The sequence below is a fragment of the Streptomyces viridochromogenes genome, from assembly GCF_001270495.1.
GTDB lineage: Bacteria > Actinomycetota > Actinomycetes > Streptomycetales > Streptomycetaceae > Streptomyces > Streptomyces viridochromogenes_A.
This window is the reverse complement of sequence record NZ_LGUR01000207.1, coordinates 85,571-104,719: the sequence shown is the minus strand read 5'-3', so window position 1 is coordinate 104,719 and position 19,149 is coordinate 85,571. Positions and strand designations below refer to the sequence as shown.

The following is a 19,149-nucleotide window of genomic DNA, read 5'->3' as shown; positions in this document are numbered from 1 at the left end:
AATGGGGCGGGCAACGGCGATGATGGGACCAGCACACTCACTGTCGGGGGCTGCCGCCTGGCTCGGTGTCGGAGCGGCGGCCACCGCTGCCGGGCACGGGATGCCCTGGCCGGTCCTCCTCGTCGGCGCGCTGATCTGCGCCGGAGCCGCCCTGGCCCCGGACCTCGATCACAAGGCGGCCACCATCTCGCGGGCCTTCGGACCGCTGTCGCGCTGGCTGTGCGAGATCGTCGACAAGCTGTCGTACGCCGTCTACAAAGCGACGAAGAAGCAGGGCGACCCGCGTCGCTCCGGTGGGCACCGCACACTCACGCACACCTGGCTGTGGGCCGTCATGATCGGCGGCGGCGCCTCGGTCCTGGCGATCACCGGTGGCCGTTGGGCGGTGCTGGCGATCCTCTTCGCGCACATGGTGCTCGCCATCGAAGGTCTGCTGTGGCGGGCGGCCCGGGGATCCAGCAGCGACGTCCTGGTCTGGCTGCTGGCGGCGACCAGTGCGTGGATCCTCGCGGGCGTGCTGGACAAGCCGGGCAACGGCTCGGACTGGCTGTTCACGGCGCCGGGCCAGGAGTATCTGTGGCTGGGGCTGCCGATCGTGCTGGGCGCGCTGGTGCACGACATCGGGGACGCGCTGACGGTGTCCGGCTGCCCGATCCTGTGGCCGATCCCGGTGGGCCGCAAGCGCTGGTACCCGCTGGGCCCGCCCAAGGCCATGCGTTTCCGGGCAGGCAGCTGGGTCGAGCTCAAGGTGCTGATGCCGGTGTTCATGGTGCTCGGCGGAGTGGGCTGCGCCGCGGCGCTCAACGTGATCTGAGCGGGTGGCGGACTCCACTTCGCCCCGCTGGCGACTCGCACGCTGGTGACGCGCACGCCGGCGATCCGTCGACGGCACCGAGTGGTCGGACGACGCCACGGGGCTCCGGTGCGCTCCCCGGATCAGCCGTCCTGTCCCGCCCCGCCGCCGAAGCGCCGTTCGAAGGCCGCGACGCGGCCCTCGGTGTCCACCGTGCGGGCCTTGCCGGTGTAGAAGGGGTGGCTCTCCGAGGAGATCTCGACGTCCACGACCGGGTAGGTCTCGCCGTCGTCCCACTCGATGGTCTGGTCGCTGGTCGCGGTGGACCGCGTGAGGAAGGCGTAGCCTGCGGCGCGGTCGCGGAAGACGACCTCGTGGTAGTCGGGGTGCTTGTCCTGCTGCATGCGAGCTCCTCGTGTGCGGGGGCCTTGGTGGAGGCCACCGGCAAGGGCCGATGGCGTGCGGCCGAGGGCGCGGGGACTGCGGCGCAGGGGCTGCGGGGATCGGCTGCGCCGGAACCGCCGGGACCACCGGCGTCAGCCGGACAGGGCGTCCTCGTCGACGATGTGCATGGCGGCCTCCTCGGCGGACGCCGCCGCGCCGTCGATGCCCACGTCCCTCGCGACGAGGGCGCTCTCCTCGTCCTCGTGGGCGCCTTCGTCGGGTGCCACGAGCCGGCCGGAGCGCAGAGCGCCGACTTCGTTGTCGAGGAGTTCCCCGTCGGTGCCATCGGCGTCGCCGAGGCCGTCGCCGTCGGGGGCGACCAGGTCGGGCTGCTCCTCCGCGAGCCGCTGGTCGAGGGTCTCGCCCTGGTGTCGCTCGGCGGCCGTGACACCGCTGTGCTCCACCGCAAGCGGTCTGTCCGGAGGGGACCAGCCCCGGTCCAGGGGGTCGTCGACGCCGTCGTTCTCCAGGGTGTCCTCCGCGTCGAGCAGCCCTGTGTCCTCACGTTGATCGGATGCGTCGGGCTGGTAGACGTCGTCACCCCATCCGTCGGCGCTGTTCACGGGTACCTCCAGGTGGTGGGGACAGGCCCGAACTCACCGCGGTCGGCGCCGGGCCGCCGTAGCGCGGGGCACAGGTCGCACCCGGCGCGAACCGCGTGGTTCGCGGGTGCTCCCCGAACCGGTGCCGCTATCCAGCCTTCCACCCCTTTTCGCCCCGGCGCAACGGCACGGGTGCGCTTCGGCACGACAGCACGGGGCGGCACGGGGCGGCCCGGCGCGGCGGAGAGTGCTCCGGATCCCCGGGCCCGGAGCGCGGGCCGGATCCGTCCGTCGTGCCGGGCCAGGCCGACCGGGTCCACCTCTGCCCCTGCCCGGGTCCATCTCCGTCCTCGGCCGGGTCCATCTCCGGTCCCCGCTGGGTCCATCTCCGACCCTGGCCGGGTCTCATCTCCGCCGCGTTCACCCACAGCCGGGCCCTGGCCATGCCGGGCGGCGTTCCCGGCCATGGCCGCTACGGTGTTCCCGCCTTCAAACGACCCTGCGTCCGGCGTGGCCGGGCCCCGTCCCCGGCCCCGTCCCCACGCCCCGGCCATGGCCGCGGGCCCACAGCCCGGTCGGCGCCGGCTGTCCCCGGCTCGCGGGGCCCGCAGCCGATCTTCCTTCCGCTCCAGGGGGTCGTGGCAAGGTACCTCAGCCCATCGCGCTTGCGGCTACGGCTTGCGGGGCACCGGCTTTGGTCGACGGTGCCTTCGGCACGCCCGGCCGGGGCCCGGCGCCCCTGGCCGACCGCGCCTTCGGCTTCGCTCACCCATGCCACGACCGCCACAGCGCCGCGTAGGCGCCGCCCGCCCGGACCAGGTCGTCATGGCTGCCCAGCTCGCTGATCCTGCCGTTCTCGACGACGGCGATGACATCCGCGTCGTGGGCGGTGTGGAGACGGTGGGCGATGGCGACCACGGTGCGGCCGTCGAGGACACGGGCCAGGGATCGTTCCAGGTGGCGGGCCGCGCGGGGGTCGAGGAGCGAGGTCGCCTCGTCGAGGACCAGGGTGTGCGGGTCGGCCAGGACCAGACGGCCCAGGGCGATCTGCTGGGCCTGGGCCGGCGTCAGGGCGAACCCGCCCGAGCCGACCTCGGTGTCCAGGCCGTCGTCGAGCGCACGGGCCCACCCGTCCGCGTCGACCGCGCCCAGCGCCGCCCACAGCTCGGCGTCGGTCGCATCGGTGCGGGCCAGCAGCAGGTTGTCGCGCAAGGAGCCCACGAACACGTGGTGCTCCTGGTTGACCAGGGCAACATGCGAGCGGACCCGTTCGGCGGTCATCCGGGACAGTTCGGCGCCGCCGAGGGTGATCCGGCCGTCCCGGGGCGCGTAGATGCCGGCGAGCAGGCGGCCCAGCGTGGACTTGCCCGCCCCCGAAGGGCCGACCAGCGCCAGCCGGGTGCCGGGGGCGACCTCCAGGGAGACCTTGCGCAGCACGTCGACGCCCTCCAGGTAGCCGAAGTGCACCCGGTCGGCGTGCACGTCGCGGCCGTCGGGCGCCAGCTCGGTGTCCCCGGCGTCGGGCTCGATGTCCCGGACCCCGACCAGCCGGGCCAGCGAGACCTGAGCCACCTGGAGCTCGTCGTACCAACGCAGGATGAGCCCGACGGGATCCACCAGCATCTGCGCGATCAGCGCACCCGTCGTCAGCTGACCGACCCCGATCCAGCCCTTCAGGACGAACACCCCGCCGATCATCAGAACGGAGGCGAGCACGGTCACATGGGTGACGTTGATGACCGGGAAGAGCACCGACCGCAGCCACAGCGTGTAGCGCTCCCACGCCGTCCACTGCCTGATCCGCAGCTCCGAGAGCTCCACCCGGCGCCCGCCGAGGCGGTGGGCCTCGACGGTGCGCCCCGCGTCCACGGTCTCGGCGAGCGCGGCGGCCACCGCGGCGTATCCGGCGGCCTCCGAGCGGTAGGCGGCCGGGGCCCGCTTGAAGTACCAGCGGCAGCCCGCCACGAGCAGCGGCACGGCGAGCAGCACGGCGGCCGCGAGCGGCGGCGCCGTGATGATGAGGCCGCCCAGCAGCAGGGCCGCCCACACCACGCCGATCGCCAGCTGGGGCACGGCCTCGCGCATCGCGTTGGCCAGCCGGTCGATGTCCGTCGTGATCCGGGACAGCAGGTCGCCCGTGCCGGCCCGCTCCAGAACGCCGGGCGGCAGCCCGACCGACCGGATGAGGAAGTCCTCGCGCAGATCGGCCAGCATGCGCTCGCCGAGCATCGCGCCGCGCAGCCGCACCTGCCGTACGAACACGGCCTGGACGACCAGCGCGGCCACGAACAGCCCGACGGTGAGTTCCAGATGGAGTTCTCGCTCGCCGGCCCCGTCCGAGACCCGCTCCACCAGTCCGCCCAGCAGCCAGGGTCCCGCCATCGAAGCCACCACGGCGAGCGTGTTGACGGCGATGAGCAGCAGGAAGGCACGGCGGTGCCGACGGAACAACTCGACCACGTAGGCGCGTACGGTCTCGGGGGCGCCGACCGGCAGGGTGTTCGCCGTCGTCGGGGCCGCCGGGTCGTACGCCGGTGGCGCGACGCCGATCATGCTGACTCCTCGATCTCTTGCAGTTCCTTCAGCCCACGGTTGAGGGCGGACGCGGCTCCTTCGGCCGCCGCATCGCTCTCGTGCAATGCGGTGTTGAGGGCGGCCTCCTCGTCGGTCTCCCGGGTCACCACGGCGCGGTACCGCGGTTCGCCGTGCACCAGTTCGCGATGCGTGCCGACCGCCGCGACCTCGCCCTCATGGACGAGCACGACACGGTCGGCGCGGTCCAGGAGCAGGGGCGACGAGGTGAACACCACCGTCGTGCGCCCCTCCCGCAGATCCCGTACGCCCTCGGCGATCCGGGCCTCCGTGTGCGAGTCGACGGCCGAGGTCGGCTCGTCCAGGACGAGCACCTCCGGGTCCGTCATCAGCGACCGGGCGAGCGCGAGGCGCTGGCGCTGGCCGCCGGACAGGGACCGGCCGCGTTCGGTGATACGGGCGTCCATCGGGTCCTCGGCGGCGAGTGACCCCTGGACCAGGGCGGCCAGGACATCCTCGCACTGCGCGGCCGCCAGGGCCTGCTCGGCGCCCACATCGCCCGACCTGGGCACGTCGAGCAGTTCGCGCAGGGTGCCGGAGAGCAGTACCGGGTCCTTGTCCTGCACCAGGACGGCCGTGCGGGCGCAGTCGAGCGGCAACTCGTCGAGCGGGACGCCGCCCAGGAGCACCGAGGCGCCCTCCTCCGAGGGATGTCCGCCCAGCCGTTCGGCCAGCCGCCCCGCCGCGTCCGGGTCTCCGCACACCACGGCGGTGAGCCGGCCGGCGGGGGCGTGCAGTCCGGTCGCCGGGTCGTACAGATCCCCGGAGGGCACCTCGGCCCCGTCGCGTGACCCGGCGGTGTCGGTGGGCCGTTCCAGCGACAGCACACGCGCGGCCCGCCGGGCCGAGGGCCGGGAGAAGGAGTAGGCCATCGCGATCTCTTCGAAGTGCCGGAGCGGATAGGTGAGGATCATGATCGAGCTGTAGACGGTGACCAGTTCGCCGACGGTGACCCGGCCCTGGCCGGCCAGGTGGACGCCGTACCAGACCACCGCGATCAGCAGCAGCCCCGGCAGCAGCACCTGGATCGCCGTGATCAGCGACCACATCCGGGCGCTGCGCACGGCCGCATGGCGTACCTCCTGGGAGGCGCGGCGGTAGCGGTCGAGGAAGAGCTCCTCGCCGCCGATGCCACGCAGGACGCGCAGGCCGGCGACGGTGTCGGAGGCCAGCTCGGTGGCGCGGCCCGCCTTCTCGCGCTGGAAGTCGGCCCGCCGGGTCGCCCGGGGCAGAAGTGGGAGCACGGCGACCGCCAGGACGGGCAGCCCCACGGCGACGATCACACCGAGCGCCGGCTGGTAGACGACCAGGCCGACGCAGACCACCACCAGGGTGACGGCCGCCGCCGTGAAGCGTGACCAGGCCTCGACGAACCAGCCGATCTTCTCGACGTCACCCGTGGAGACGGCCACGACCTCACCGGCCGCGACCCGCCGGGTCAGTGCCGACCCCAACTGCGCGGTCTTGCGGGCCAGCACCTGCTGGACGCGCGCGGCGGCCGTGATCCAGTTGGTGACGGCGGTGCGGTGCAGGAAGGTGTCGCCGAGCGCGTTCCCGGCACAGCACAGGACCAGGAGCCCGCCCGCGAGGGCGAGTTGCGCGCCGGACCGGTCGACGACGGCCTGCACGGCGACGCCCACGCAGAACGGCAGCGCGGAGACGGACAGGAAGTGCAGCAGCCCCCAGGCCAGGGACTTGAGCTGTCCGCCCACCTGGTTCCTGAAGAGCCACCACAGGAATCGGGGACCCGAGCGTGCGTCCGGCACACCTGGATCGGGATACGGAAGGTCTTGAATCTGCATGACGTCCCAGTGGCTCGTGTCAGTGGGGGGATCAGGGAGGGGAACGGGGTGTGGGTCGGGTGCCGATGCGCGGAAACCGGGCAGTGCACGGCGGCAGCAAACCGTGACAGGTTCGCGTCGCAGCGTGGCCGGACGCAAACGGTTTTCCGCGCCGCCGCACAGATCCGGCTGCCGCCGCGAGCCGGGTGCCACCATGGACCGATGCGGAACGGCGAAGTACGGGGAGGGCGGCGTGGACTGGCCGCGAGGTCGGCCCCCGGACCCCTCCTCCCCACGACCCTGAGGACCCTGGCGGCTTTGAGGACCCTGAGGCGCCTTACGACTCTGAGGACCCTTACGGCGCTGACCGCCTTGACGGCCTTGACGACTCTGACCGCGTGCGGCGGCGGCACGGAGCGCGGCGGCGGGGCGGACGTAGGCAAGGGCGCGCCCACGCGGCCGGCCGCCACCCGGGATCCGACGCGCATCCCGGGCGTCGGTGACCGGTGGCAGCGACGCATCCCCGCCGACTCCCGCCAGGTCGTGGCGGTCTACGGCGACGGGAGGGACTCGGCGAAATCCACCGTCGTGCTCTACGCCAAGCAGGGTGCCGCCTGGGACCGCGTCCGCGGTTGGCCCGCGCACAACGGCAAGAAGGGCTGAACGACCGACCACCGCGAGGGCGACAACCGCAGCCCCGTCGGCGTGTTCACGCTGAGCGACGCGGGCGGCGTACTGAAGAACCCCGGGGCGAAGCTGCCGTACACACGGTCCGCCGCCTTCGCGGCGCCGCGCTGGTGGGCCAAGTCGTACTGGCACGATTTCGACTACGTCATCGCCATCGACTACAACCGCGTGAAGGGCACCCCGCCCAACGACCCCACCCGTCCCGAGGGCGAGGGCAAGGGTGGTGGCATCTGGCTGCACATGGACCACGGCAGTGGCACATCGGCGTGCGTCAGCCTGTCCGAATCGGCCATGGAGTACCTGCTGCGCACGCTCGATCCGGATCGGCATCCCGTGGTGGTGATGGGGGACAGGGCCGACCTGAAACGCTCGCGCTGACGCGGGAGGCCTCATTGCGGCGGAGGGCCGACTCCCCGTAGAACACGGGCCATGAAGAGACGGATCGTCATGTCCATGCTCGCAGGAGCGACCCTTCTGGCGAGTTCGCTGCTCGGGGCGACCCCCGCCCAATCGGCCGATGTGCCCGCCGAGTTCGGTACCGACTGGCACGACCCCATCACCGCGGCCCCGCCCATCCCCAAGCCCTCCGGCAAGTCCTGCCAAGTCACCGTCGCCGAGGCGCAGTTCCGGGACTTCACCCCGTACAAGGGCACTTACACTCCGCCCGTCGGCTGCGGCGACCGCTGGAGCAAGGTAGTGCTGCGGATGGACGGCAAGGTCAAGGGGCGCCAGTACGACCGGCTCGGCTATCTGCACGTCGGCGGGGTCGAGATCTTCCGTACGTCGACGCCGGAGCCGTCACCGGACGGCATCGAGTGGTCCGTGGAGAAGGACGTCACGCGGTACAGCGACACCCTCCGTCGCGGCCAGGACGTCGAGATGCTCATCGGGAACGTCGTCGACGACACCTACACCGGCATCATCGACGTCAAGGTCACGCTGACGTTCTACGCCGGCCGCCCCGGCACCACTCCCGACCACCCGGCCGCGACCCCCGACCGCGTCCTCACCCTCCAGGACGGCACACTCACCACCCCGCGCAACAGCGAACGCGTCGTCGCCGAGGTGTACGCCACCGGTTCCGGTGGCGGTTGCGAGGAGTTCTGGTACCTGTCGGCGCCGGACCCGGCGCCCTACTCCTGCAAGGCCGGCGGCGGTCCCTACCGTGAGGTGCAGATCAAGGTCGACGGCCGACTCGCCGGAATCGCCGCGCCGTTCCCGCACGTGTGGACGGGCGGCTGGTCCAACCCCTTCCTCTGGTACGTCACTCCGGGGCCGCGCGCCTTCGACGTCAAGCCGATCGAATACGACCTCACGCCGTTCGCCGGCCTCCTCAACGACGGCCGCCCGCACCGCGTCGAGGTCTCCGTCGTCGGTGTACCCGAGGGACAGAGCGGCTGGAGCGCGCCCGTGAACGTCCTCGTCTGGCAGGACGCGAAGAGCGAGCACGTCACCGGGAAGCTCACGAGGCACCAGGTCGGCGACCTTGCCAACTCCTCCACGTACACGCCCGGTTCGGAGCACCGGGTGGACACCGAGGGTAGTCACCGGCTGGCCGTCGCCGGATACGTCGACACCTCGCACGGCCGGGTGGCGACCACCGTCAGCCGCTCGCTCACGAACGCCTCCGCGCACCGCTGGACCGACGGAGAGAACCAGGACACCCTCGACGCCACTTGGGTCGACGACCAGTCGGTCACCGTCGACGGACGTGGACCGGCCCGCACGACCCGTACGCAGCGGACGTACACGATGGACGGCTCCATCACGATCGGCGCGGGTGACCGGTTGCGCACCGTGCTGACCCTCGGTGACCGCGCCACGGTCGGGACGACCCAGGCCGGCCGGCGGATCGCGTGGTCGTGGCTCGACGACACCGTCGAGGGCGACGCCTCATGGACGTTGAACGTGCCGCGCGACCAGCGGCACGCGGTCGGCACGACCAGCGAGCGCTACCGGCTGTATGGCGCGGGTAGCCCGGGTGGCTGCTACGACCGTGCCCTGACCAGCGTCCAAGGGGTGCTCACCGAGGATCGCAGCGGCTGCTGAAGCCAGTTGTGTGCGATGCGTCACTCAGGGGGCGATTTACACGGATGCAACACAGGGGTCTTGTGCGGGACCAACATCACCCTCAAAGTGATCGGCACGGAATCCGCTTTCCGTATGGCAGAAGTCCCGTCCCGGCTTCTGTGTGCCGCCGTCCCCAAGGAGTTCCCGTGCCGCCGTCCGAATCGTCCCTGCCGCGACGCGTCGCACGCACACTGCGTACCTCTCTCTTCGCGCAGGTCGCCTGCGCGCTCGTGCTCGGCATCGTCGTCGGGAAGCTGTGGCCCGGTTTCGCCGCGGATCTGCAGCCGCTCGGCGACGGTTTCATCCGGCTCATCAAGACGATCATCTCGCCGCTCGTGTTCTGTGTGGTCGTCGTCGGGATCGCCAAGGCCGGTGATCTGAAGGCGTTCGGTCGGATCGGGCTGAAGGCCCTGATCTGGTTCGAGGTCGCGAGCACGCTCGCGCTGGTCATCGGACTGCTCGCCGCCAACCTGGTCCAGCCCGGGTCGGGCATGCACGTCGACCCGTCCACGCTCGACACCTCGGCGGTCGACGCGAAGACGGGCGGTGGGCACCTGCCGTCGACGACCCAGTTCGTCCTCGAAGCGATTCCGACCTCTTTCATCGGTGCCTTCGCCGAGAACTCCCTGCTTCAGGTGCTCATCCTGGCCTGTCTGGTGGGTGCCGCGCTGCTGCACCTCGGTCACACCAAGGTGCCGAAGGTGCTGCCGGCCATCGAGCAGGCCCAGGAGATCATCTTCGCGATCGTCGGCTTCGTCATGCGGCTGGCCCCGATCGCAGTGTTCGGTGCGATGGCCGTCCTGATCGGCAACTACGGCCTCGGTGTCATCGAGACATACGGCAAGCTGATCATCCTGTGCTACGCGGCCGCGGCGCTCTTCATCGCGCTGCTGGCCATCGCCCTGAAGGTCGTCACGGGGCTCAGCCTCTGGAAGTTCCTACGCTACATCCGTGAGGAGATGCTGCTCGCGCTCGGCACCGCCTCCACCGAGTCCGTCCTGCCGCGGGTGATGCAGAAGCTGCGCAAGGCGGGCGCCCGCGACGACGCCGTGGGCCTGGTGCTGCCGACGGGCTACTCCTTCAACCTCGACGGCGCCTCGCTCTATCTGTCCATCGGCACGCTGTTCATCGCCCAGGCCGTGGGCGTGGACCTCAGCCTCAGCCAGCAGATCACCGTCATCCTGGTGCTGATGCTGACCAGCAAGGGCATGGCGGGCATCCCCGGCTCGGCGTTCCTCGCCCTGTCCGCGACCGCCTCCTCGCTGGGTGCGATTCCGGCCGGAGCCGTCGCGCTGCTGCTCGGCGTGGACCGCATCATGGACTCGATGCGCGTCGTCACCAACCTGCTCGGCAACTGCGTCGCCGTCTTCGCGGTCTCCCGCTGGGAGGGCGCCCTGGACAGGGAGCGGGCGAGGAAGGTCCTGGACGGCGAGATCGTGGTCCACCTGGACGACGACGAGCCGGAGGCGGAGCTCGAGAAGGAGAAGGCGGAACTCAAGAAGTCAGAGACCCCGGAGGCGTCGCAGGAGGGGGACCCTGTCGTCGTACCGGTCCAGACGGGCAAGGAGACGGCCTCCGAGACCGGTTGACCTTCAGCGCAACGGGCCGCGGCCACCGCTCCAGCAGTACGGAGCGGTGGCCGCGGCCCGTTGCGCTCAGCATCCTCGTGTCGCGGTTCCGTCGATCAGTGCGTCCAGCAACTCGCCCAGTACCGAACGCTGTTCGTCCGTCAGTGGCGCCAGAATCTCCTCCGCCGCCGACCGACGCGCACCGTGCAGCTCCCGCATGGCGCCCCGTCCGTCGTCGGTGAGCTCGATCCGGATCACCCGCCGGTTCGTCGGATCCGGCACCCGCCGCACCTTCCCGCTCGCCTCCAACCCGTCGACCAGAGTCGTCACGGCGCGCGGGACGACCTCCAGACGCTCGGCGAGGTCGGCCATCCGCGGCGGCGAGTCATAGTGCGCGAGCGTGCGCAGCAGGCGGGACTGGGCCGGGGTGACGCCCAGGCCGCACTCCTGGAGGTGTCGCTTCTGGATCCGGTGCACCCGACGGGTGAAGTGCAGCAACTGCTCGGCGAGCGGGCCGTCGGGATCGGGCATGGTCATGCGGGAACAATATCAGGACGACATTCATTGTGAGTATAGGTAACAATGAGCTAAGCTCCGTCAGTCCGTGTCGCCACACCTCCCGTAGGAGCCCATGCACCCCGACAACGAACCCACCTGGACGCCATCCGTCGCGGAGAACGCCGCGGAGAACGCCGCGGAGAACGCCGCGGAGAAGGACGCGGGTAAGGCCGCGGAGGACGCCGAGCAGCAGCAGCCCCGGCAGGTGCGCCGCATCCTGAAACTCTTCCGTCCGTACCGCGGACGCCTGGCCGTCGTCGGCCTCCTCGTCGGCGCCTCGTCGCTGGTCGGCGTCGCCACACCCTTCCTCCTCAAGGCGATCCTCGACGTCGCGATCCCCGAGGGCCGCACCGGCCTGCTCAGCCTGCTCGCGCTCGGCATGATCCTCAGTGCCGTACTGACCAGCGTCTTCGGCGTGCTGCAGACCCTGATCTCGACGACGGTCGGCCAGCGCGTCATGCACGACCTGCGCACCGCCGTCTACGGCCGCCTCCAGCGCATGTCGCTCGCCTTCTTCACCCGCACCCGCACCGGCGAGGTCCAGTCCCGCATCGCCAACGACATCGGCGGCATGCAGGCCACCGTCACCTCCACGGCGACCTCCCTGGTCTCCAACCTCACCAGCGTGGTCGCCACGATCGTCGCGATGCTCGCCCTCGACTGGCGGCTGACCGTCGTTTCCCTGCTCCTGCTGCCGGCCTTCGTCTGGATCAGCCGCCGCGTCGGCAGGGAACGCAAGAAGATCACCACCCAGCGCCAGAAGCAGATGGCCGCGATGGCCGCCACGGTCACCGAGTCGCTCTCGGTCAGCGGCATCCTGCTCGGCCGCACCATGGGCCGCTCCGACTCGCTGACCAAGGCATTCTCCGACGAGTCCGAGCGGCTGGTCGACCTCGAAGTGCGGTCGAACATGGCCGGCCGCTGGCGCATGTCCGTCATCGGCATCGTCATGGCCGCCATGCCCGCCTTCATCTACTGGACCGCCGGCCTGGCCCTCCAACTCGGTGGTCCGCAGGTCTCGATCGGCACGCTCGTCGCCTTCGTCTCGCTCCAGCAGGGCCTGTTCCGTCCCGCCGTCAGTCTGCTGTCGACCGGCGTCCAGATCCAGGCCTCGCTCGCGCTGTTCCAGCGCATCTTCGAGTACCTCGACCTGCCCATCGACATCACCGAGCGGGAGGACGCCGTCCACCTCGACGGCATCAAGGGCGAGGTCCGGTTCGAGAACGTCGAGTTCCGGTACGACGACAAGAGCGCCCCGATCCTCGACGGCATCGACCTCACCGTCCCGGCCGGCGGCAGCCTCGCGGTCGTCGGTCCGACCGGCGCCGGAAAGTCGACGCTGGGCCACCTCGTGCCGCGGCTGTACGACGTGACCGGCGGCCGGGTCACCCTCGACGGGGTCGACGTACGCGACCTCGACTTCGACACCCTCGCCCGCGCGGTCGGCGTCGTCTCGCAGGAGACGTACCTCTTCCATGCCTCGGTCGCCGACAACCTGCGCTTCGCCAAGCCGGACGCCACCGACGAGGAACTGCACGCGGCGGCGAAGGCGGCCCAGATCCACGACCACATCGCGTCCCTGCCCGACGGCTACGACACCGTCGTCGGCGAGCGTGGTCACCGCTTCTCCGGCGGTGAGAAGCAGCGCCTGGCCATCGCCCGCACGATCCTGCGCGACCCCCCGGTCCTCATCCTCGACGAGGCGACCAGCGCACTGGACACCCGCACCGAACGCGCCGTCCAGGACGCCATCGACGCCCTGTCCGCCAACCGCACCACCCTGACCATCGCGCACCGCCTGTCCACCATTCGGGGCGCCGACCAGATCGTGGTCCTCGACGCGGGGAGCGCGGCGGAACGGGGTACGCACGAGGAGTTGTTGGAGCGGGAGGGGCGGTATGCGGCGCTGGTGCGCCGAGACGCCCAACTGGAGCCGACGGTGTGACGTTATGCCGGGTTTGTGAGCATGTGCGGGTTACCGTGCCCGCATGCACATGAACACTCCGTCACGGAGCACGATTCGACTGACGCGCCGGGGCCGTATCGCTCTCATCGCCGCCGGCGCCGTCGTGGCCGGCACCGCCGTGGCGGTGCCGCTGCTGAGCCTGGGTGAGGAGGAGCCGAAGCCCACCTCGCTGGTCATCCCGGAGGGCTGGCGCGCGAGCCAGGTGTACGCCGCCGTCGACAAGGCCCTCACCCTGCCGCCCGGGTCCACCAAGAAGTCCCTCGCGAAGCTCGACCTCAAACTGCCGAACGACGCCGACGGCAACCCTGAGGGCTACCTCTTCCCGGCGACGTATCCGCTCGAACGCAACGGCAAGAAGGCGACGGCGGACTCACTGCTGTCCGCCATGGTCGACACCGCCAACCAGAAGTTCAGCGGCGCCCCGATCGCGGCCGGTGCGCAGCGCAACGCGATGAACGTCTATCAGGCCGTCACCATCGCGAGCATCGTCCAGGCCGAGGCCGACACGAAGGCCGACATGGGCAAGGTGGCCCGGGTCGTCTACAACCGGCTCGAACGCGGCATGCCGCTCCAGATGGACTCCACCATCAACTACGCGCTGAACCGCTCCACGCTCAGGACGAGTGACGCCGACACGCGGATCGAGAGCCCTTACAACTCCTACCAGCGCATGGGCCTGCCGCCCACGCCGATCGCCAACCCGGGCGAGGAGGCGATGCGTGCCGCGATCAATCCGCCCGCGGGAGACTGGCTGTACTTCGTCACGGTCAAGCCGGGTGACACCCGCTTCACCGCCGACTACGCGGAACACCAGCGCAATGTCGTCGAGTTCAACGCCCAGCGGAAGGCGAGCCCCAAGGCGACGAAATGAGCCGACCAAATGAGCCGACGAAGTGAGCCGACGAAGTGAGCCGACGACGTGAGCCGACGGGCCTCGTAGGACGACCGGTTCGGCCGCCCGGCACCTCACGCCGCGACCTGCTCCTCCGACAGCAGTCGCCTGATGTCCCGTACGGCCGCGCGCCCGGCGCGGTTGGCGCCGATCGTGCTGGCGGACGGGCCGTAGCCGACCAGGTGGATACGGGGATCGGCGACCGCGCGTGTCCCCTCGACCCGGATGCCGCCGCCCGGCTCGCGCAGGCGCAGCGGGGCCAGATGGTCGATGGCGGCCCGGAATCCGGTCGCCCACAGGATGACGTCGGCGTCGACCCGCCGACCGTCCCGCCACTCCACGCCGTCCGGCGTGATCCGGTCGAACATGGGCCGGCGGTCCAGAACCCCGTCCGCGAGCCCCTCCCGGATCGCGTCGTTCAGGGGCAGTCCCGTGACCGAGACGACACTCTTCGGCGGCAGCCCCTGTCGGACCCGCTCCTCGACGAGCGCGACCGCCGCCCGGCCCACGTCCTCGCTGAAGGGGCCCTCGCGGAACACGGGCGGGCGCCGTGTGACCCACGTCGTGGCGGCCGCGTGCCGGGCGATCTCCAGTAGATGCTGGGTGCCGGAGGCCCCGCCGCCCACCACGACGACCCGCTGCCCGGCGAACTCCTCCGGCCCGGGGTACTGGGCGGTGTGCAACTGCCGCCCCCGGAACGTCTCCTGACCGGGGTAGCGGGGCCAGAACGGCCGGTCCCAGGTGCCGGTCGCGTTGATCAGGGCCCGCGTCGACCAGGCCCCCGCCGAACTCTCCACGAGCAGCCGCCCGTCCGGGCCCTCCCGGACGGCACGTACGTCGACGGGCCGCCGGACCCGCAGGTCGAAGGTCCGCTCGTATCGGTCGAAGTACTCGGCGATGACCTCGGACGACGCCCGCTCGGGATCGGCACCGGTCAGCTCCATGCCGGGCAGCGCGTGCATCCCGTGCACCTTGCCGTACGTCAGGGACGGCCACCGGAACTGCCAGGCGCCGCCCGGTCCGGGGGAGTGGTCGAGCACGACGAAGTCGCGGCCCGGCTCGAACCCGGTGCGCCGCAGGTGATAGGCGCTGGACAGGCCAGCCTGACCAGCGCCTATGACGACGACCTCGACCGCTTCGGCCATCTCGGCATTGTTCACGCTTCTACTAACTGCCGAAGAGGTCCGGATCTTCCCTCGGTACACCCGGGACCATCGAGACGAACGAGACCAAGGAGACGATCGAGACGATCGAGGGCGCAGCCCTCAACGCCCGCTCGCGACCAGCAGCGGTACACGGCCCGCCTCCGCCTCCGCCTCCGCCTTCGCATCGGCCTCCGCCTGTGTGCCCGTACCGCCGAGAAGACCGCGAGCCCGCAGTTCGGGAATCACCCCCTCCCCGAACCAGTACGCCTCCTCCAGATGCGGATACCCGGACAGCACGAAGTGCTCGACGCCCAGCGCGTGGTACTCCTCGATCCGGTCCGCGACCTCGGCATGGCTGCCGACCAGCGCGGTCCCCGCACCGCCCCGGACCAGCCCGACGCCGGCCCAGAGGTTCGGATGGATCTCCAGGTCGGCACGCGAGCCGCCGTGCAGGGCGAGCATGCGCTGCTGCCCGACCGACTCGCTGCGCCCGAGCGCGGCCTGGGCGGCCGCGACCGTGTCCGCGTCGAGGTCGTCGAGCAGTCGGTGGGCCGTGGACCAGGCGTCGGCGGACGAGTCGCGGGAGATGGTGTGCAGCCGGATCCCGAACCGGACCGTACGGCCCTCCCGCTCGGCGAGCGAACGGATCCAGTCGATCTTCTCCTTCACCTGAGCGGGCGGTTCGCCCCAGGTCAGATAGACGTCCGCATGCCGCGCCGCGACCGGCCCGGCCGCCGGGGAGGAGCCGCCGAAGAACCACTGCGGCACCGGCTCCGGCGGCAGTGCGGTCAGCCCGCCGTCGACCTGGTAGTGGGCGCCGTGGAAGTCGTACGGCTCACCGCGCCAGACCCCGCGTACGACGGACAGGAACTCGTCCGTACGGGCATAGCGCTGATCGTGGTCGAGTCGGTCACCGAAGCGGCGCTGCTCGGCGGAGTCGCCGCCGGTGACGACGTTGAGCAGCAGCCGCCCGCGGGTGACGCGCTGGTAGGTCGCCGCCATCTGCGCGGCGAGCGTCGGCGAGATCAGGCCCGGCCGGAACGCCACCAGGAACTTCAGGCGTTGGGTGTGCTGGGCGAGGGCCACCGTGGTCAGCCAGGCGTCCTCGCACCAGGTGCCGGTCGGGGTGAGGACCGCCTCGAACCCCAGATGCTCGGCGGCCTTGGCGATCTGGGCCAGGTACTCGATGTCAGGTGGGCGCACCCCGCTCGGCTGCCGCCCGGTCTTGTTGGACGCGTAAGCGTGCCGGTCGACGAGAGTGCGGCCGTCGCCGCCCGTCGGCAGGAACCAGTGGAGACGGACCGTCATGTCACGAGCCTTCCGAGGGACGGGGCGCGGTGGTCGACGGCGGGAGGTCACCGTTGAAGCGGGTGTCGGTGAAGCCGCCGAAGTCGACCTTGTTCGGGATGAGTTTCAGATCGGCGAAGGCGTCGACGATCTGCTGTTCGGAGGCGATCAGCGGCTTGTCGACGGCCACCGCGATCCGGGTGGTGTAGGTGCGCTTCACGGCGGCCAGCGCCACGTCCTCGGGCAGTCCGGTTTCCTTCGCCCAGACCTGCGCCCACTCGTCCTCGTGGGTGTAGACCCACTGGTAGGCCCGCCGCAGCCGCTCCAGATAGTCCTTGATCGCGGCGGCCTTCTTCTTGTCCTTCAGCGCGTTCGGCGCCGCCACCTGGAAGGTCAGCCCGTTGGTGATGCCGTCGCCGGTCGTCAGGACGCGGCCCTGCTTCGCCTTGAGTATCTGCGAGGTGTACGGGTCCCACACCGCCCAGGCGTCGACCTTGCCGGAGGTGAACGCGGCCAGCGCATCGGCCGGCTGGAGGTACTTGACCTTCACGTCACTCAGGCTCAGCCCGGCCTTCTTGAGGGAGGCGACCAGCTGGTAGTGGGCGGAGGAGCCCTGGGCCACGGCGATCGACTTGCCCTTGAGCTGCGCGGTTCCGCTCAGCTTCGAGTCGTTCGGGACGAGGATGGTGTCGCCCTTGGACGTGCCGTGCCAGGCGGCCACCACCGTGATCTTCGAGCCCGCGCCCGCCGCGAAGACCGGCGGCGTGTTGCCGACCCCGCCGATGTCGACAGCCTTGGCGTTGACGGCCTCCAGCAGCGGTGGACCGGAGGTGAAGGTGGACCACTTGATCTTGTAGTCGAGGTTTTTCAGCTCTCCGGCGGCACGCAGGATGGCCTCCGAACCGCCCTTCTGGTCACCGACGTCGAGGGTCAGGGAGCCCGAGCCGTCGGTGTCGCCGCCGGTCGAGGCCGACGAGCTGCCTCCGCAGGCGGACAGGAGCAGGGCCAGGGGGAGGAGCAGCGCGGCGGGGACGAGACGACGTCGCATGGCGGATCCGTTCTGTGGAACTGAGGGGCGGGAGGTCTTGTGTCGCGGGGTGCTTCAGGCGGCTTCGGCGGCGGTGTCGACGCCGAGGCGCTCGAGCAGCCCGGCGCGCAGTTCGGCGAACCGCGGGTCGGTGATGTCGCGGGGACGGTCGAGGTCGACGCGCTGTTCGTGCGCGATGACCCCGTCGTCCATCACGAGGACGCGGTCGGCGAGGAGTACGGCCTCCTCCACGTCGTGCGTGACGAGCAGGACCGCGCAGCCGCGCCGCTGCCACAACTCGCCCACCAGGCGCTGGGCCTTGATCCGGGTGAGCGCGTCGAGCGCGCCGAACGGCTCGTCGAGGAGCAGCAGATCGGGTTCACGGACCAACGCCCGTGCGAGGGAGGCTCGTTGTGCCTCGCCGCCGGAGAGTGTCTTGGGCCAGGCGTCCGTACGGTGGTCCAGGCCGACTTCCTTCAGTGCCTGCTCGGCCACGGCACGGCCGGGCTTGCCGGGGAGCCCGAGCAGGACGTTGCGCCACACCTTCTTCCAGGGCATCAGCCGCGGCGCCTGGAAGGCGACGGCCTTGCGGCGCGGCACCAGGACGGTGCCCTCGATGTCCCGGTCGAGGCCGGCGAGGATGCGCAGCAGCGTGGACTTGCCGCAGCCGCTGCGGCCGAGGAGGGCGACGAACTCGCCGGGGCGGACGTCGAGTTGGAGCCGGTCGATGACGGCGCGTCCGTCGAAGGAGCGGGTCAGCCCTTCGACGTGCACGGCCTGTGCGGTCCGTACGGCCTGGGCCGTCCGGGCGGCCTGGTAGGCCTCGGCGGCTTGGGGGCTCACCGGCCGGTGAACGTCGGTCGCCATTGCAGCAGCAGCCTTTCGAGGGAGCGGACGATGAAGTCGGCGAGCAGGCCGAGGAAGGCGTAGACGATCAGGCAGACCACGATCACGTCGGTCCGCAGGAAGTCCCGCGCCTGCACCATGAGGAACCCGATGCCGGAGTCGGCGTTGACCTGCTCGGCGAAGACGAGGGCGAGCCAGGCGATGCCGAGCGAGTAGCGCAGGCCGGTCAGGGCGCTCGGTAGCGCGCCGGGCAGCACGACGTGCCGCACGAGACCCCACCGGGACAGCCCGAGGGACTCTCCGGCCTCGATCAGCTGGGAGTCCACGCCGCGGATGCCGGCGTAGACATTGAGGTACAGCGGGAACGTCACGCCGAGCGTGATGATGGCGACCTTGGGCGCCTCGCCGATGCCGAACCAGATGATGAACAGCGGGATGAGCCCGACGAAGGGCACGGTCCGCAGCATCTGCACGGGCGCGTCCACGAGGTCCTCGCCGACCCGGAAGAGGCCCGAGAGCAGGGCGAGTCCGGTCCCGACGAGCGTGCCGAGCGCAAGCCCGGCGGCAACGCGCTGGAGAGACGTCCCCATGGCCGAGGTCAGCGACCCGTCGGCGATGAGATCGCCCCCGACCTGGGCGATGCGGCCAGGCGAGGCGAGGACGTCGGCGGTCAACACGCCTGTGCTGCTGAGCAGTTGCCACAGGAGGAGGAGCAGGACGGGGCCGGTGGTGCGGCGCAGCCAGCGGGGGACGCGGGTGCGGCGGGAGGAGGCGGGGAGGAGCGGGACGACATCGACGGCGGACGAGTTCGCAAAGGAGGATTTAAGGGGAATATCCGCCTCGGCGGAGCTGGGTGGGCCATGGCTGATGCTCATGAGTGCTCCAGGGGGCGCAGGGGGCGATGAGCGTTCGGGAGGAGGGAGAGACGCGTATCGGCGCCGCCGGGTCAGG

15 protein-coding genes and 1 pseudogene are annotated in these 19,149 nt (G+C 71.0%); 6 read left to right on the top strand and 10 right to left on the bottom strand.

Annotated features, from left to right (window positions below):
* Positions 1-19 precede the first annotated feature (19 nt).
* A complete protein-coding gene (locus ADK36_RS25675) occupies positions 20-814 on the top strand; it encodes a metal-dependent hydrolase (protein ID WP_030047223.1) in 795 nt (264 codons plus the stop codon).
* Positions 815-936: 122 nt separating this feature from the next.
* On the opposite strand, the gene ADK36_RS25670 is transcribed toward ADK36_RS25675, so the two are convergent.
* From ADK36_RS25670 to ADK36_RS25655, 4 genes are all read right to left on the bottom strand, one after another.
* Positions 937-1,197, bottom strand: coding sequence for a type B 50S ribosomal protein L31 (locus tag ADK36_RS25670; protein WP_048580424.1), 261 nt, complete (start codon positions 1,195-1,197; stop codon positions 937-939).
* A 132-nt stretch (positions 1,198-1,329) separates the two neighbouring features.
* Complete coding sequence (locus tag ADK36_RS25665) at positions 1,330-1,800, bottom strand: DUF5709 domain-containing protein (RefSeq protein WP_048580423.1); 471 nt, start codon at positions 1,798-1,800, stop codon at positions 1,330-1,332.
* 744 nt (positions 1,801-2,544) lie between these two features.
* Complete coding sequence (locus tag ADK36_RS25660; protein WP_053199219.1) at positions 2,545-4,332, bottom strand: ABC transporter ATP-binding protein; 1,788 nt, start codon at positions 4,330-4,332, stop codon at positions 2,545-2,547.
* The gene (locus ADK36_RS25655) at positions 4,329-6,173 is read right to left on the bottom strand and encodes an ABC transporter ATP-binding protein (protein WP_053199216.1); all 1,845 of its coding nucleotides are present in this window, start codon (positions 6,171-6,173) and stop codon (positions 4,329-4,331) included. The genes ADK36_RS25660 and ADK36_RS25655 overlap by 4 nt, the downstream gene beginning before the upstream one ends.
* Before the next feature lie 324 nt (positions 6,174-6,497).
* On the opposite strand from ADK36_RS25655, the pseudogene ADK36_RS25650 reads away from it, so the two are divergent.
* The 3 genes and pseudogenes from ADK36_RS25650 to ADK36_RS25640 all read left to right on the top strand — a co-directional run bounded on the left by ADK36_RS25650 (position 6,498) and on the right by ADK36_RS25640 (position 10,498).
* Positions 6,498-7,217 (top strand): annotated as a pseudogene (locus ADK36_RS25650) (L,D-transpeptidase family protein).
* A gap of 51 nt (positions 7,218-7,268) precedes the next feature.
* Complete coding sequence (locus ADK36_RS25645; protein WP_053199214.1) at positions 7,269-8,888, top strand: peptide-N4-asparagine amidase; 1,620 nt, start codon at positions 7,269-7,271, stop codon at positions 8,886-8,888.
* A gap of 167 nt (positions 8,889-9,055) precedes the next feature.
* Positions 9,056-10,498 carry a cation:dicarboxylate symporter family transporter gene (locus ADK36_RS25640; RefSeq protein ID WP_048580419.1) on the top strand — a complete coding sequence of 481 codons (1,443 nt, stop codon included), beginning with the start codon at positions 9,056-9,058 and terminating at the stop codon, positions 10,496-10,498.
* Between the two features lie 66 nt (positions 10,499-10,564).
* Here the strand turns inward: ADK36_RS25640 and ADK36_RS25635 are convergent, their stop codons facing one another.
* Positions 10,565-11,014 carry a MarR family winged helix-turn-helix transcriptional regulator gene (locus tag ADK36_RS25635; protein ID WP_048580418.1) on the bottom strand — a complete coding sequence of 150 codons (450 nt, stop codon included), beginning with the start codon at positions 11,012-11,014 and terminating at the stop codon, positions 10,565-10,567.
* A 94-nt stretch (positions 11,015-11,108) separates the two neighbouring features.
* Between ADK36_RS25635 and ADK36_RS25630 the strand changes: the two genes are divergently transcribed.
* On the top strand, positions 11,109-12,980 hold the full coding sequence (locus ADK36_RS25630) for an ABC transporter ATP-binding protein (RefSeq protein WP_078942694.1): 1,872 nt from the start codon (positions 11,109-11,111) through the stop codon (positions 12,978-12,980).
* Between the two features lie 43 nt (positions 12,981-13,023).
* Positions 13,024-13,872 carry an endolytic transglycosylase MltG gene (gene mltG / locus ADK36_RS25625; RefSeq protein WP_048580416.1) on the top strand — a complete coding sequence of 283 codons (849 nt, stop codon included), beginning with the start codon at positions 13,024-13,026 and terminating at the stop codon, positions 13,870-13,872.
* A gap of 95 nt (positions 13,873-13,967) precedes the next feature.
* On the opposite strand, the gene ADK36_RS25620 is transcribed toward mltG, so the two are convergent.
* From ADK36_RS25620 to ADK36_RS25600, 5 genes are all read right to left on the bottom strand, one after another.
* The gene (locus ADK36_RS25620; RefSeq protein ID WP_107086915.1) at positions 13,968-15,038 is read right to left on the bottom strand and encodes an NAD(P)-binding domain-containing protein; all 1,071 of its coding nucleotides are present in this window, start codon (positions 15,036-15,038) and stop codon (positions 13,968-13,970) included.
* A 120-nt stretch (positions 15,039-15,158) separates the two neighbouring features.
* Positions 15,159-16,346, bottom strand: a complete 1,188-nt coding sequence (locus ADK36_RS25615) for an LLM class flavin-dependent oxidoreductase (protein ID WP_053199210.1) — start codon at positions 16,344-16,346, stop codon at positions 15,159-15,161.
* A gap of 1 nt (position 16,347) precedes the next feature.
* Positions 16,348-17,373 (bottom strand): ABC transporter substrate-binding protein, encoded by a 1,026-nt coding sequence (locus tag ADK36_RS25610; protein ID WP_048580413.1) that lies wholly within the window; start codon positions 17,371-17,373, stop codon positions 16,348-16,350.
* A gap of 54 nt (positions 17,374-17,427) precedes the next feature.
* A complete protein-coding gene (locus tag ADK36_RS25605; protein ID WP_053199208.1) occupies positions 17,428-18,219 on the bottom strand; it encodes an ABC transporter ATP-binding protein in 792 nt (263 codons plus the stop codon).
* On the bottom strand, positions 18,192-19,073 hold the full coding sequence (locus ADK36_RS25600; protein ID WP_053199207.1) for an ABC transporter permease: 882 nt from the start codon (positions 19,071-19,073) through the stop codon (positions 18,192-18,194). The genes ADK36_RS25605 and ADK36_RS25600 overlap by 28 nt, the downstream gene beginning before the upstream one ends.
* Between the last annotated feature and the right edge of the window lie 76 nt (positions 19,074-19,149).